The organism is Halalkalibacter urbisdiaboli (assembly GCF_002156385.1).
GTDB lineage: Bacteria > Bacillota > Bacilli > Bacillales > Bacillaceae_D > Halalkalibacter_A > Halalkalibacter_A urbisdiaboli.
Genome location: NZ_MVJM01000002.1, coordinates 480,913 through 494,991, shown reverse-complemented (window position 1 = coordinate 494,991; position 14,079 = coordinate 480,913). Strand labels below are relative to the sequence as shown.

The 14,079-nt window shown below is 38.2% G+C and carries 15 protein-coding genes; 11 read left to right on the top strand and 4 right to left on the bottom strand.

Going from position 1 to position 14,079, the window contains the following annotated elements; genetic code table 11:
- Positions 1 to 363 precede the first annotated feature (363 nt).
- Positions 364 to 1,629 carry a BaiN/RdsA family NAD(P)/FAD-dependent oxidoreductase gene (locus B1R93_RS10255; protein WP_088103884.1) on the bottom strand — a complete coding sequence of 422 codons (1,266 nt, stop codon included), beginning with the start codon at positions 1,627 to 1,629 and terminating at the stop codon, positions 364 to 366.
- A gap of 221 nt (positions 1,630 to 1,850) precedes the next feature.
- Here B1R93_RS10255 and B1R93_RS10250 point away from each other — a divergent pair, with 221 nt between their 5' ends.
- The 5 genes from B1R93_RS10250 (at position 1,851) to B1R93_RS10230 (ending at position 7,613) form a co-directional block, all read left to right on the top strand.
- Entirely contained in the window at positions 1,851 to 3,485 is a 1,635-nt protein-coding gene (locus B1R93_RS10250) for a putative polysaccharide biosynthesis protein (protein WP_088103883.1), read from the top strand.
- Between the two features lie 303 nt (positions 3,486 to 3,788).
- Positions 3,789 to 4,934 (top strand): putative lipid II flippase FtsW, encoded by a 1,146-nt coding sequence (gene ftsW, locus B1R93_RS10245; protein ID WP_088103882.1) that lies wholly within the window; start codon positions 3,789 to 3,791, stop codon positions 4,932 to 4,934.
- A 41-nt stretch (positions 4,935 to 4,975) separates the two neighbouring features.
- Positions 4,976 to 6,160 carry a rod shape-determining protein RodA gene (gene rodA, locus B1R93_RS10240; protein ID WP_088103881.1) on the top strand — a complete coding sequence of 395 codons (1,185 nt, stop codon included), beginning with the start codon at positions 4,976 to 4,978 and terminating at the stop codon, positions 6,158 to 6,160.
- A gap of 72 nt (positions 6,161 to 6,232) precedes the next feature.
- The gene (locus tag B1R93_RS10235; protein WP_088103880.1) at positions 6,233 to 6,910 is read left to right on the top strand and encodes a hypothetical protein; all 678 of its coding nucleotides are present in this window, start codon (positions 6,233 to 6,235) and stop codon (positions 6,908 to 6,910) included.
- Entirely contained in the window at positions 6,900 to 7,613 is a 714-nt protein-coding gene (locus tag B1R93_RS10230; protein WP_088103879.1) for a pseudouridine synthase, read from the top strand. The genes B1R93_RS10235 and B1R93_RS10230 overlap by 11 nt, the downstream gene beginning before the upstream one ends.
- 70 nt (positions 7,614 to 7,683) lie before the next feature.
- On the opposite strand, the gene B1R93_RS10225 is transcribed toward B1R93_RS10230, so the two are convergent.
- Complete coding sequence (locus tag B1R93_RS10225) at positions 7,684 to 7,902, bottom strand: DeoR family transcriptional regulator (protein WP_207634146.1); 219 nt, start codon at positions 7,900 to 7,902, stop codon at positions 7,684 to 7,686.
- Positions 7,903 to 8,199: 297 nt separating this feature from the next.
- Here B1R93_RS10225 and pepV point away from each other — a divergent pair, with 297 nt between their 5' ends.
- Complete coding sequence (pepV, locus tag B1R93_RS10220) at positions 8,200 to 9,612, top strand: dipeptidase PepV (RefSeq protein ID WP_088103878.1); 1,413 nt, start codon at positions 8,200 to 8,202, stop codon at positions 9,610 to 9,612.
- Between the two features lie 61 nt (positions 9,613 to 9,673).
- Here the strand turns inward: pepV and B1R93_RS23650 are convergent, their stop codons facing one another.
- Together B1R93_RS23650 and cysK are read right to left on the bottom strand one after the other, a co-directional pair.
- Entirely contained in the window at positions 9,674 to 9,799 is a 126-nt protein-coding gene (locus B1R93_RS23650; protein WP_280949471.1) for a hypothetical protein, read from the bottom strand.
- Positions 9,800 to 9,923: 124 nt separating this feature from the next.
- Positions 9,924 to 10,859 carry a cysteine synthase A gene (gene cysK, locus B1R93_RS10215; RefSeq protein WP_088103877.1) on the bottom strand — a complete coding sequence of 312 codons (936 nt, stop codon included), beginning with the start codon at positions 10,857 to 10,859 and terminating at the stop codon, positions 9,924 to 9,926.
- 164 nt (positions 10,860 to 11,023) lie between these two features.
- On the opposite strand from cysK, the gene thpR reads away from it, so the two are divergent.
- The 5 genes from thpR (at position 11,024) to B1R93_RS10190 (ending at position 14,032) form a co-directional block, all read left to right on the top strand.
- Positions 11,024 to 11,581: an RNA 2',3'-cyclic phosphodiesterase gene (gene thpR / locus B1R93_RS10210; protein ID WP_088103876.1), complete on the top strand. Its 558-nt coding sequence runs from the start codon at positions 11,024 to 11,026 to the stop codon at positions 11,579 to 11,581.
- Positions 11,582 to 11,622: 41 nt separating this feature from the next.
- A complete protein-coding gene (locus tag B1R93_RS10205; protein ID WP_088103875.1) occupies positions 11,623 to 11,988 on the top strand; it encodes a CidA/LrgA family protein in 366 nt (121 codons plus the stop codon).
- Entirely contained in the window at positions 11,985 to 12,671 is a 687-nt protein-coding gene (locus B1R93_RS10200) for an LrgB family protein (RefSeq protein ID WP_088103874.1), read from the top strand. Before B1R93_RS10205 ends, B1R93_RS10200 begins: the two co-directional genes overlap by 4 nt.
- Positions 12,672 to 12,714: 43 nt before the next feature.
- Positions 12,715 to 13,650, top strand: coding sequence for a hypothetical protein (locus tag B1R93_RS10195; protein ID WP_088103873.1), 936 nt, complete (start codon positions 12,715 to 12,717; stop codon positions 13,648 to 13,650).
- Positions 13,651 to 13,726: 76 nt separating this feature from the next.
- On the top strand, positions 13,727 to 14,032 hold the full coding sequence (locus tag B1R93_RS10190; protein WP_088103872.1) for a HicB family protein: 306 nt from the start codon (positions 13,727 to 13,729) through the stop codon (positions 14,030 to 14,032).
- Positions 14,033 to 14,079: the final 47 nt, after the last annotated feature.

Sequence of the window (14,079 nt, the reverse complement as noted above, 5' to 3'; positions counted from 1 at the left end):
AATAAAAATGTTAATAAGTATGATGTTATCCACAACGTTATATTAAATAGGTAAAAAACCCTTATGAAACTGTTATTTTTGTTAAATTTATTTGTTGATAACTATATCTGAAGTGCTGTGGATAGTGTGTAAAAACATATTCGACAAAAACTTATTAGAAACGATGGTTTCACGGTATGTTTTTACAGAAAATTTCAAAAACATATCGGTTGTTCCTTTTTTTCTGTTGATAACTTTGTGTGTAAGTAGAAACTTATGCACACATAAATTAAAGTTCGACAAAATATCCTTTAATACATCAGGTTGTAAAAAAGAATGAAAAGATGTGAATAACTTTTGTAAACGTTGTGGATATTGTGGATATCATTTGTGAATAAGCTGCTCTGCAGCAGCTTTACCAGCTGTATAGCCTGTTGAAAACGCACAAGTAATATTATACCCGCCTGTGTACCCATGGATATCAAGGACTTCACCACAAAAATACAATCCTTGTTTCTTTCTCGAATGCATCGTCTTTGGTTCAATTTCCTTTACAGAAACGCCTCCACCTGTAACAAAGGCCTTTTCAATTGATAATGTCCCATTAACTTGAAAGGAAAATTCTTTACAAAAAGAAGCGACCGAACGCAGTGTCTCATGTGAAACATTCGAGCAAGCCGTATTTGTTTCAATATTGAGCTGTTCAAATAAAAAGCTTAAAAAGCGTTCAGGCACAAACCCTTTCAGCGCATTTTTTATCGTTTTCTTCGGCTCTTCCTTCATACGCTTCACTAGTCCTTGAAATACATCTTCCTTCGATTGCTTAGGGAATAAATCGAGTCTCATTTCAATTGTATCAGTTTTGAATTTTTTTAATGCTTTAACTACGTACTGACTGCATCTTAAAGCTGCGGGGCCGGAGATTCCAAAATGGGTAAAAATCATATCGCCATCGTGAGTTTTGATCAATTTTCCTTTTGGATTTATAACGGATAATTCGATCTCTCTTAATGAAAGTCCTTGGAGCTCTTTCTTTCGAATAAATCGTTCATTTGATGTAATCGGTACTTCGGTTGGATACAGTTCTGTTATCGTGTGCCCGGCTTTTTCCGCCCATGGATAGGCATCACCGGTTGACCCTGTATGTGGTACCGATTTTCCGCCTGTTGCAACAATAATGGAACGGGTTTTAATATGTTGTCCATCCTTTAAAATAACAGCTGATACGGCGTCATCTGTATACTCTATGGAAGCAACGGCGGTGTTTGTTCGTATTTGAACTCCTAATTCACGTACTTTTTTTAATAATGTTTCTACGACAGTTGTTGCCTTATCGCTTACTGGAAACATTCGACCACGGTCTTCTTCTTTTAATTTGATACCAAGTCCCTCGAAAAAGGTAATAATATTTTCATTATTAAAAACAGAAAATGGACTGTGCATAAATCGACCATTACCTGGAATATGGGCAATTAACTCCTGTAATTCCATTCGATTTGTTACGTTACAGCGACCTCCTCCTGAAATCGCAAGCTTTCGGCCAAGCTTGTCCCCTTTATCTAATAAAAGGACACTCGCTCCATGCTCTGCTGCTGCAATAGAAGCCATTAAGCCCGCAGGTCCTCCGCCAATGACAATTACGTCTTGCATTCATTTACCACCTCAATTTAAATAATACTTTCATTTGCTCTTTTCAATTATACTCATCTATGAATAGTTTTTCTCAACAAATGATTAACATACTTATGTAAAAAGTAAGTTGAAAGTGAAAAAAGTTTGTTGATTGAAAAATTGAAGAGTAAACCTAGGGTGACTGTGCTACAATGCTTACTAGATGAAATTAGCACGGATTTCTTGTTTGGGAGGAAGAGATGGCAGATTCTAAGCTTTTGCGGGGGACGATGGTTCTAACAGCCGCTACCTTAATATCAAAAGTACTAGGCTTTATTTATATTGTTCCTTTTTCTTTAATTGTTGGCCAAACAGGGCTTGCCCTTTACAATTATGGTTATATTCCATATACGGTGTTATTAAGCTTGGCTACACTCGGTGTACCGTTAGCTGTATCAAAATTTGTTTCAAAGTATCATTCCTTAGGTGATTATGAAACAGGGCATCGCTTATTCAAGTCAGGTTTAGTGTTTATGTCTATTACCGGTTTATTCGCAGCTTGCGTCTTGTTCTTTATGGCGCCCGTCATTGCTCCTCTCGTTTTGCCAGAAGAAGTACCTGGTGGTAATACACATGAGGGAGTTACGTTGACAATAAGAATGGTAAGTGCAGCGCTACTTATTGTTCCGGTTATGTCGATTATTCGCGGATATTTTCAAGGGTTTCAATCAATGGGACCGACGGGTGTATCTCAAGTGATCGAGCAAATTGTCCGCATTGTGTTTATTTTAGCGGTGACTTTTTCAATCGTACATATTGGTAATGGGAATTTAGAGCTCGCTGTTGGTTTTGCAACGTTTGGTGCTTTTGTTGGTGCACTTGGTGGCTTAGCAGTATTGCTTTTTTATTGGTTTAAGCGAAAGGCAAATATTTTAAAGCAGGTTGAGGAAAGTACGGTTCGTCATAATTTATCTCTTAAGGAAATGTATAAAGAGCTAATTTCGTACGCATTACCTTTGTCCTTTGTCGGATTAGCGATTCCATTATTCCAGACTATTGATACATTCACAGTAAATGCGGCTTTACAAAGTATTGGTTTGAGAGAAGCATCTGAAAAGTTTTATGCTGTTTTAACATTGTCTGTTCATAAAATTGTGTTAATACCAATGGCATTAGCAACAGCACTATCGATTACACTTGTCCCTACAATCACGAAATCATTTACTGCTGGTGACCAACGAATGCTACAGCAGCAAATCACGCAAACGTATCAAATTATTCTTTTTATTACGATTCCCGCTGCTGTGGGGATGGCGACACTAGCATATCCTATTTTCGGATCGTTATATGGAATTACAGATGTTGAGATTGGTGGTATGGTATTACGTTATTATGGACCGATTACTTTGTTTTTTTCTTTATTTTCTGTTACCTCGGCTATTTTACAAGGGATGAATCGGCAAAAATACGCCGTTATCGCGTTAACGGTTGGCCTAGTATTAAAGCTATCGATTAATTACGTATTATTAAAGCTAATAGGTCCATTAGGGGCAATATGGGCTACGTATCTAGGTTTTTTACTCGCTATTGCTGTGAATGTTTGGGCAATAGGGAAGTTTGCAGAATTTCGCTATGCCTTTATTGCGAAACGAGCCTTATTAATCTCAATGTTTGCAACTGTAATGGCGGTTGTGGTCATTATCACTAATCAGCTCCTCCAGCTATTTATTTCTTTAACATCATTAGTTAATAGCTTTATCCTTTTATTTATCGGAGTAAGTGTCGGGGGGGCGGCTTACTTTTATCTCGCGTACCGTTCAAGATTAGCGGAACAAGTACTTGGACATCGATTCTCTTTTTTAAAACGAAGAAATCAGCAGCGTTCTACTGAATAAAAACAATTTATGTTGTTAGAAAGGTTTGGAATTGCTCATTATAGGCTATAGTTAAATAACGGTTGATAATTCATGTGGTGTCTTCATTTGAAGGCGCCTCTTTTTTTTGTCCATTTTAGGGTAAAGCTAAAAGAGGGGAGGATTTGATGCAGGAAAGCTAGAATAGGATGCTAGTACACTGGAGATCGTTTATCTGTTTTTTTCCTTTGTTTACATGATCATTTCATGCCATACAATAGGTAAAAGTGATATAATATATCAAGCAACCAGTGGGCTCATAAAGCTGTATGCTAGGGGGAAGCGATGAAGTATTCTTTTAGTAAAGATAATGACTGGTTCTTAATTGTCACCACCTTCCTATTAGCAGGATTTGGTTTACTAATGGTATTTAGTTCTAGTTATGTCCAGTCAATTGAAATGTACGGTACACCTTACTTTTTTATAAAACGTCAATTCATGTGGTTTGTATTGGCTGCATTTGCTTTTTTATTTGTCATGCATGTTCCTTACCGTTTTTACAAAAAATTATCTCCGTTTATTTTTCTAGTTTCGGTTATTGCACTTATTCTTGTGCTTATTCCACAAATCGGTGTAAATATAAATGGAGCACAGCGTTGGATTGATATCGGTCCTCTAAATATTCAACCGTCTGAGTTTGTTAAAATTGGTATGATTATGTATTTAGCCCAAGTCTATTCGCAAAAACAAGCCTATATTGACCAATTTATTCGTGGTGTTATGCCACCGCTTGTCCTTGTTGGGATTGTTTTTGGGTTAATTATGATGCAGCCAGATTTAGGAACGGCAACGTCAATATTAATGGTTACATTATTAATTGTGTTTTTCTCGGGTGCAAAATGGCGTCACTTAATCGGTCTAGGGACAGTTGGAGCATCGATGTTTGTAGCCTTTGCTGTTTCTGCTCCGTATCGAGTTGAACGCCTCACTTCCTACCGAGACCCGTTTGCCGATCCTTATGATACAGGGCATCAATTAATCCAGGCCTATATTGCGATTGCTCATGGTGGCATATCTGGAAAGGGTCTAGGACAAAGTGTCCAAAAACTATTATATTTACCGGAACCACATACGGATTTTATACTGGCGATTGTTTCGGAGGAATTAGGTTTATTTGGTGTGTTATTTGTTATAGGGTGCTACTGTCTTATATTATTTCGAGGGGTTTCCATAGGAGCAAGATGTAAAAATCCGTTTGGAAGTTTACTTGCGTTTGGGATTGTATTTCAGATTGCAATTCAAGTCGTTTTTAATGTTGGTGCTGTATCGGGATTATTACCGATTACCGGAATACCTTTACCACTCGTTAGTAATGGTGGGTCGTCATTGCTCATTACTTTATGTTCCCTAGCCATTTTGGCTAATATTTCAAGATATAACATTCGCCAAAAACGACAAAATGCTGGAAAAGAGGAACAACTGACAGCATAATAAAAATAAAATAGATTTAGTTGTTTCGTTTGGAGGAGACAATGGAAGAGCGTAAAACGAGTTTACAGCAGATTGATTATACACTGTTGTTTCTGTTGTTTATTCTTATGTGTTTTAGTTTATTGGCAATATATAGTGGGTCAGGACAATATTATTCCGAGGATCCGACTTACTTTGTAAAGCGACAAGTGATATGGTTTATCATTGGTATTGTCGTCATGGTGATGGTTATGGTGTTGGATTATGACCTCTTAAAGAACTTTTCGATTTTATTCTATGGGATTGGACTTGTTTCGTTATTATTGGTAAAGTTTTCGCCATTAGGCTATTATAAAAATGGCTCTCAGCGTTGGCTTGACCTTGGATTTACATTATTACAGCCTTCAGAATTTATGAAAATATTTTTAATTATTGCGCTCGCTCATCTTCTCTATCGAATTACGACTGAGAAGAGAAGCGAGGATTTACGTTCGGATTTACTAATCGTTGGAAAGATTTTAGCTGTTGGGTTACCTCCATTTTATTTAATTCTTGATCAACCTGATTTAGGAACGGCTCTTGTTATAGGAAGTGTAATGGCAACGATGCTATTAATGTCAGGTGTTGCTTGGCGCATTTTATTTATGTTAGGCATGTGCGTAATTGCAGGATTAATGGTATTAATTTGGTTGCATAACCATTACTTTGATCTATTTGAGATTTTTATTAAGTCTCATCAGCTTGATCGGATTTATGGGTGGTTGAGTCCTGAAGAGCATTCAGCTGGATATGGTTATCAGCTTGTTCAAGCAATGAAAGGAATCGGATCAGGTCAGCTTTATGGAAGTGGTTTCTTACAAGGTGTTCAAACGCAAAGTGACCGAATTCCGGAAATTCATACTGACTTCATTTTTACTGTTATCGGTGAGGAGTTTGGGTTTATCGGTGCAACGGTGTTAATTGTTACGTACTTTTTACTGTTTTATCGAATGATTATCATCGCATTAACATGTAATAATTATTATGGAACGTATTTAGTAAGTGGAGTGATTGGATTACTTGTCTTCCAGGTTTTCCAAAATATTGCGATGACCATTGGTTTAATGCCAATAACGGGCTTAGCCTTACCTTTTATTAGTTATGGTGGAAGTGCGTTGCTAACAAATATGTTAGCAGTTGGGATTGTGTTAAATGTTAGTATGAGAACACGTCATTATATGTTTGAGGCAGAAGAACCAGTTTCATAACATCATTACGAGAGTTGTTAATCAATGGATTATCAGCTCTTTCTCTTTATTTTTCAAGTGTGGAGGGTTTAGATGGATATTATTATCGGTTCAGGGCGACTCGGTTCTGTACTTTTGGAGATGATAAGTAGTGAATCTGTTGGGATATATAGTCGAAATAAACATTCAGTAAAAAATTTGCTAGAACAGAACCGGTATGTAAAAGAGTGTGAAAAAGAGGACCTACAAAAAGCGAAGCGTCTTTTCCTTTGTTTACCTAAAGGAGAATATGAATCCTTTTTTTCGGAAGTTAATCGTTGGCTTCCAAAGAAGGTACATCTTTATCATTTTGCAACGGCGCTTAAAGAATCTGAGGTTCGTTCTTTAACAGACAAAGGCAATGTTATTCCATGTAAATTAGTGGGTCACGCAAAGCAGATGTATGAGGATAAGCATGGTCTCTTTGCATTGCCAAAACATTGTTCACATGTGAAAAGTGAATTAGAGCAGTTATTTCCGATGATTAAAATTGTGACAGCTTCTGAGGAGGAAGCGTTACTTGCAAATAAAAAAACAACAGAAGCGGTTTTGAAGATGATGGTTTCATTAGAGCTTGAACTTTCGAATGAAGGGTTATCAGAAGAATTTGTGAAACAATCATTAGCTCAAACTGTTCGAGGTGTTGCAAAATCATATTTAAATGGAGATTTAGGTGGGTTTGCAAAACAAATTATAGAAGATGTGAAAAAGAGGGAAGCACATGAGAATTGATAAGCTGTTAGCCAATATGGGCTATGGTACAAGAAAAGAAGTGAAGAAGGTATTAAAAGCGGGCATCGTTCAAGTAGAGGGAGAGGTCATAAAGGATGGTAAAACCCAAATTGACCCGGAAGAGCAAACAGTGACTATCAGAGGTGAAGTCGTTGAATACAAACCGTATCTCTATTTAATGTTAAATAAACCACAGGGTGTTATTTCTGCGACTGAAGATAATGAACATCAAACAGTCATTGACCTTTTAGCCTTTGAGCATGCTGTTTACGACCCGTTTCCTGTAGGGCGGCTTGATAAAGATACAGAGGGGCTCTTGCTGATCACAAATGATGGAAAGTTTTCACATGCATTAATGTCGCCAAAGCGTCATGTGTCGAAAACCTATTATGCTAGAGTTAGAGGGGAAGTGACGGAAGGAGATGTTCTTAGTTTTAAAGAGGGGGTCACGCTAGAAGACGGATATGTAACGAAGCCAGCTGACTTAACAATTAAACAAAGTGGCTCAGTTTCTGAAATTGAACTAACGATTACGGAAGGAAAGTATCATCAAGTAAAACGGATGTTTGAGGCGGTCGGTAAGAAAGTAACCTATTTAAAAAGATGTTCAATCGGACAGTTAGAATTAGATGAAACACTGAAGCTTGGTGAATATCGAGAGTTGACAGATGCCGAGTATAGCTTACTTATGAAAGACGAATAAGTTAAAAAAGATGCCGAAACAAAAAAGGCTACAGGTATCCAATCCTGTAGCCTTTTTTGTATACATATCGCTAAGAAACACGTGTTTTTTTCTTGGTAACACTCCACTTGCCGCGCGATGGACTTTCCACAAGCTTGTTGTACTCAAGCACATTTAAATCTCGTTGGATTGTCCGTTGTGTAATACCGAATTCTTCAACCAATTCAGTCGTTGTGACGGTCCCCCTTTGTTTAATATAGAGGTAGATGGACTTAATACGAGTCAGCATACGATCAGTTGAAGTTTTCAAATAACCACTCCTTATTCATAATCATGACTTAATCCTAATTCAAGTCTATGTAGCCGGTTGCTACATCATGCAAGGTAACAGTGAAACAACAACAAGTCGGAGGGTTTTGCTTTTACCTTAGCTGAAATGATTGTCTGTCGGTTGATTTTTCTAAGTAAGAAGGGTAAGTTGGTAGTAGCTTGTAATCAAAGTTGAAAATAAATTGGTATGTGCCCTCGACACATTCATTTTACAATAATTCGGTTAATTTGGCAAAGTCGTTGTCTTTTTGAAAAGTATGAAGAGGTGGGAAGAAGCGTGAATGAGATCAATTGGATGGAAGAAGTAAATAAACGTAAACCTTCTTTACTTGAGAATACACAACAGTTCCTACGTATAAAAAGTGTATTAGATCCATCAACAGGATCAAGTACTTGCCCATTTGGTGAAGGAATTGAAAGTGCTTTAAATTATATGTTAAACAAAGGTGAAGAACATAAATGTATTGTTAAAAATGTGGATCACCTGGCTGGCTATATAGAGTACGGTGAAGGAGAAGAGTCGGTCGGGATTCTTTGTCATCTTGATGTGGTCCCTGCTGGTGATGGGTGGACCACTCCGCCTTTTTCAGCAGATATTCGTGATGGAAAGCTTTATGGACGTGGAGCGATCGATAATAAAGGTCCGACGATGGCGGCTTTTTATGCCATGATGATCGTTAAAGAATTGGGATTACCGCTGACAAGGCGTGTTCGTATGATTCTTGGGACAGATGAGGAAAGTGATTGGCGGTGTGTAACACATTATTTTAATAATGAAGAAATGCCAACCGTTGGATTTGCTCCTGATGCAGATTTCCCCATTATACATGCCGAAAAGGGAATTACCGATTGTCTGTTGCAATTTCATGCTAATGTGGACTCAGAAGAATCATTGCAACTTATTGAGTTTCATGCTGGAGAGCGCTTTAATATGGTACCAGATGAAGCGACCGTTATCCTTAAGGGTAATAAACAATTAATAGAGGACGTTGGACGTCGTTTTCACGAATATCTTAAGCGAACGAAAGCGAAAGGGACTTATTTAATAACAGAGCAGGAATTAACCTTAACGTATGTTGGAAAATCTGTACATGGCTCTACACCTGAAAAGGGAATCAATGCAGGGGTGAACATTTGTGAGTTTTTAGCAGAACTGTCTTTGCAGCAAGGAGCGTCTCATTTTATTCAATATATCAACCATTATTTTACAAAGGATGTAAATGGGAAGAAGCTTGGTATCTTTCAAGAGGATGAAGTATCTGGGCCATTAACTGTAAATGTTGGAACAATCCGCTACAATGACGGTGTAGGAGCAAGCCTTGGCTTAAATATTCGCTATCCTGTCACTGTAAATGGAGAGGGGATGCTAAAGGATTTATCGCAGTCTGCTAAGCAGGAAGGCTTTTCCCTTCAGGTGAAAAATCATATGGAACCTAGTTATGTTGAAAAAGATCATCCTCTTATTCAAACATTATCATCGGTCTATGAACGGCAAACGGGAGAAAAGGTAGAGCTATTAGCAATTGGTGGAGGTACATATGCTCGTGCACTTAATACTGGTGTTGCCTTCGGTCCACTTTTTCCAGGGCGTGAGGAAGTTGCTCATCAAAGAGATGAATATATTCTTATCGACGATTTATTAAGAGCAACTGCGATCTATGCCGAAGCGATTTATGAATTAGCGCGGTAATACTAAGGGAATAAGGAGTGGCGTTGCTTGGAAGAACAACCTTCCAAGCAACGTTTTTTGACTATGAACGGTGCTGGTCTTGAAATTGTTTTAGTCGTTTCATTGTTAAACGCCATTTTTGTTGTTCCCGTTTCTTTGTCTCTCTTTTCAGCGCTTCTAACTCCTTTTTTCTGTTTTTCTCAAACAATTCTCAACACACTCCTTAGCCTAAGGTAGTTTCAATCATACGTATGTCGAATATTGCCTGACCTATGTTTGATCCTTAAAAAGAACCTCAAGGAGGACACTGAAAAAGGGTGGGTTTCCCTTTTTCAGTGTCCTTTCTCGAAAAGGTCAGTAGATAAATAGCGTTCTCCTGTATCGCAAGCTATGGCAACAATGATCTCTTCCGGTGAGCGTTTCTTGGCAATTTCAAGGGCAGCATAGCAGGCTGCACCAGAGGAAGGTCCCACGAGAATCCCTTCCTTTCTTGCCAGATCACGCGCAACTTCATACGCATCTTTATCTGTAACTTGTACGATCTCATGGTAAATATTTTGATTTAAGATTGGTGGTATGAAGCCAGGGCTTGTACCAACTAACTTATGCGGACCAGGTTCTCCTCCTGATAAAACAGGGGATCCAGCTGGTTCAACGACATGGATTGTTGCATTAGGGTAGAAGGTTTGCAATTCTTCTCCGGTACCAGTAATTGTCCCCCCCGTTCCCGAAGCGGCCACAAAAGCAGATAAAGGTTTCCCAATTTGCTCGAGGGCTTGTTTGATTTCTATTGCTGTTGTTTTTCGATGAGCGTTTGGATTAGCAGCATTGTCAAATTGCATCGGCATAAAGCTATTTGGGATCTTATTTAAAAGCTCTTGTGCTTTCTTGATTGCACCGGGCATTTTTTTGTCTCCCTCTGTTAAGATGACCTCAGCTCCATAAGCTTTTAAGATATTTATCCGTTCCTGAGACATAGTGTCTGGCATAATAAGGATCGCTCGATAGCCTTTAACAGCAGCATTCATCGCTAATCCAATGCCTGTATTTCCACTCGTAGGCTCAATAATGGTTGCTCCCTTTTTTAACAAGCCATCCTTTTCAGCCTGTATAATCATATTGTAAGCAGCTCGGTCTTTTACGCTGCGACTCGGGTTCAGCATCTCCATTTTTAAATAAACGCTAGCACCTTTGTTTGTGATTCGGTTTAATCGAACAAGAGGAGTGTCACCAATTAGTTGCGAAATGTTTTCAACGATTTTGTTCATCTAAACTCACGTCTCCTTTAGTTTTCACTAAACAGTCTATCATAGGTTAGATAGTCATTCCTATTTATGTGAAAGAGTTCTGTATCATTCATACTAAACTTGAAAAGATATAAAGACAGCGAAGGCAATTTTCGTTAAAATATAATGAAATGGAGTGAAATTGTATGATACGACCAAATTACTTCTTGGCGATACAGCTACCAAAACAACTCAAAGAGGAACTACGTGTGTTTGCAGAACAATCTGAAGAGTTACTTGCCTTTAAACGCTGGGTTCATTATGACGATTTACATATTACGTTAGCCTTTTTAGGAGGTTGTTCTGAGGAGCAGGTTGAACAAGTTATCACCACATGTAAGCAACATGCCTTTAATGAACCTTATCACTTAACGGTAAGTGGGTTTGGAACATTTGGTCGTCCGAATCATCCTCGCATTTTCTGGCTTGGTATCGAGAAGTCGCAGCAGTTGAATAGGCATCGTCAGCACGTTTTTTCGGCAATGGAGGAAATAGGCTTCTCCCTTGACCAACGTCCGTTTTCTCCTCATATTACGATGGCAAGGAAGTGGAATGAGACGTTTCCCTTTAGCGCGAACGATATCCCAAGCCTTCAGCTAAGTGAGAAATGCTGGTTAGTCGAGGAGTATGTTTTATACAAAACGCATATGAATAAACGTCCAAGTTATGAGGTTGTTGAACGGTTTCCATTAACAGGAGTATGACTTAAACTTGTAAAACCGTTCAATTAAAAAGGGGGAGAACGGTGAATATACTTAAAATTACGATTCAGGTCTGTGTTCTTTACGGTTTTTATACAGCAGGGGGATGGATTCAAGACTGGCTTAATTTATTTATTCCAGGTAGTATCATTGGGATGATTTTATTGTTTCTTTGTTTATTGTTTAACTTGTTTCCTCTCCACGTTTTGGAAGAGGGGACGGGCTTAATTCTTCGCCATATGCCTTTGTTGTTTGTACCAATTACTGTTGGCGTCATTAATTTTCTCGACCTTTTTCTAACGATTGGAATTGGGTTGTTTTTTATTGCGATGTTTAGCACCGTTCTTGTTATGGGGATAACAGGAATACTATGTCAATTCATTGTAAAGAAAAAGGAGATTCAATTATGAGTCTTTTTCTTGGGATCCTCTTTTTTCTGTTAACTATTTTTATTTATATAGGGGCTAAAAAGCTATATGAACGCTATCATTATCCTTGTACTTTTCCATTATTAATTGCGACGATAGTGCTAGTGAGCTTGCTACTTCTGTTTAACATTCCTTATGATACGTATTATCTTGGAGGGCAGTGGATAGAACAATTATTAGGCCCGGCAGTAGTAGCCTTAGCTTATCCACTTTATAAGCAAATTCATATGCTTAAACAGTTTTTCTTCCCAATTATAATAGGGGTAATGACCGGATCATTTATCGGGGTTTTTAGTGGGATTTGGCTCGCTCAATGGTTTGGGTTCGAGAAGGAAGTTATTTTTTCCATGCTACCGAAATCAGTTACGACACCAGTGGCAATGGAAATTACACAATCAATTGGTGGGCTTCCACCATTAACTGCTATTCTTGTTATGTTTGCGGGACTTGGGGGAGCTGTTATTGCACCGTATACATTTCGGTTATTTAACGTAACAAATGATTTAGCAAGAGGGATTGGAACTGGAACTGCTTCACATGCGATTGGAACAGCGAAGGCGCTTGAAAACGGGGAAAGAGAAGGAGCATTAAGCTCTGTTGCGATGACGTTAAGTGCGATTTTTGTTTCAATTATTGGTCCAGTAATCACCTTTCTTTTGTATTAAAAACTATGATAATATCAATTCATAAAAGTGCTGGAGGTTGAGCGTGGCTCATTTAATTAAACTTGAGGATTATATTTCGCGTTATCAATATGATTTAAACCGTTATCCAAGTCAATTTACTAGAATGAAAAAAGAGCGGTGGTATTATTTGAAGTCTGAATGGGAACAAGCTCAGTCTGAAGCTACGCTGAGTGAACAGACTATGTGGCATGGAGAGGATCTTGAGCCTGAAGCAGGTTTTTTCTCTCAAGCCCTTTACCGCATTAAAAACTGGAAAAGACATAAAAAAGATGACATGCTCAATGAGTATGAGAAAATGGATCATCAATTAGCCAACGTAAGCTTGGAAAGGCTCCGTGCACAATTTTTAAATGAATTGTTTTATTCACAACTACGGTGGGCAAGTTCATCGTTAATGGAAGAATCAACACTGCATCCGAGATATAAGCAGGATACATGGTTGCGTTTTTTTTCATTACAAATTCCCGATAATTATTTCTTAATGTACAAACCTGTATTTTTTATAAAGAAAGCCCCGATCGATTTGGATATTTTGTTAATTAGCCCTACGGAGTTAATCTGCTTAACGATCTTAGAAGGAGATGAACTGAGTGTTTTTGAAGCTAGTTCAGACCGTTTTTGGATTGAATTTGTTGAAAAGACACGTAAGAAACGAATTAGCCCTTTATTATCTTTAAGCCGAATGACTGGAGTTGTCAAACCGTTACTTAAAGAAGCAGGGATTCATTTCCCGGTCCGCAGTGTTGTCTTATGTCCAAATAGTATCATCGATAATAAAGTACAAGGTGTAAGAGCTGAATTTATAGACAAGCGAACATTTGAAGCTTGGAAAGAAAAACAAAAAAAGCACCCTTCGCCACTTAAGCATGATCAACTGAAGGTAACAAGTCTTTTGTTAAGTCATTGCCAAACTAATGCACATCAACGAGAGCAAGAGGTTTCTTCAGAACAAGAATAGATGTTTTAGTGTTGGGAAGAAAGGGTAATAAGGATAAATGTTTAAGATTATCCTCTAAAGTAAAGGAGAGGCATAAATGGAAAGGGTCTTACAAATGAACAGCCCTGAAGACTTTAATTGGCAACTGAGAAAAATCCCAAACTGGCGAGGAGGAACATCAATTATGATTGAAATTGTCGGAGCTGAAGGCTGTGTGAGCTACGGAGATTCAGTCAAGCAGGCTAAAGAGGGGTTATATGAAGCCCTTCTAGTATGGATCCGTCATTTTGGTGAGTATGCACTACCGGAAACAAGGGAAGGTGCCCAAATTGTATTTTTAGAGCCACCTATGACAGATGAAGAATACCAGTATATTAATACAGAATTAAAAAAATTAACATAAAGAAGGGGTGACATAAAGGTTTGCTTCTAACCTTTTAGGTCCCCCCG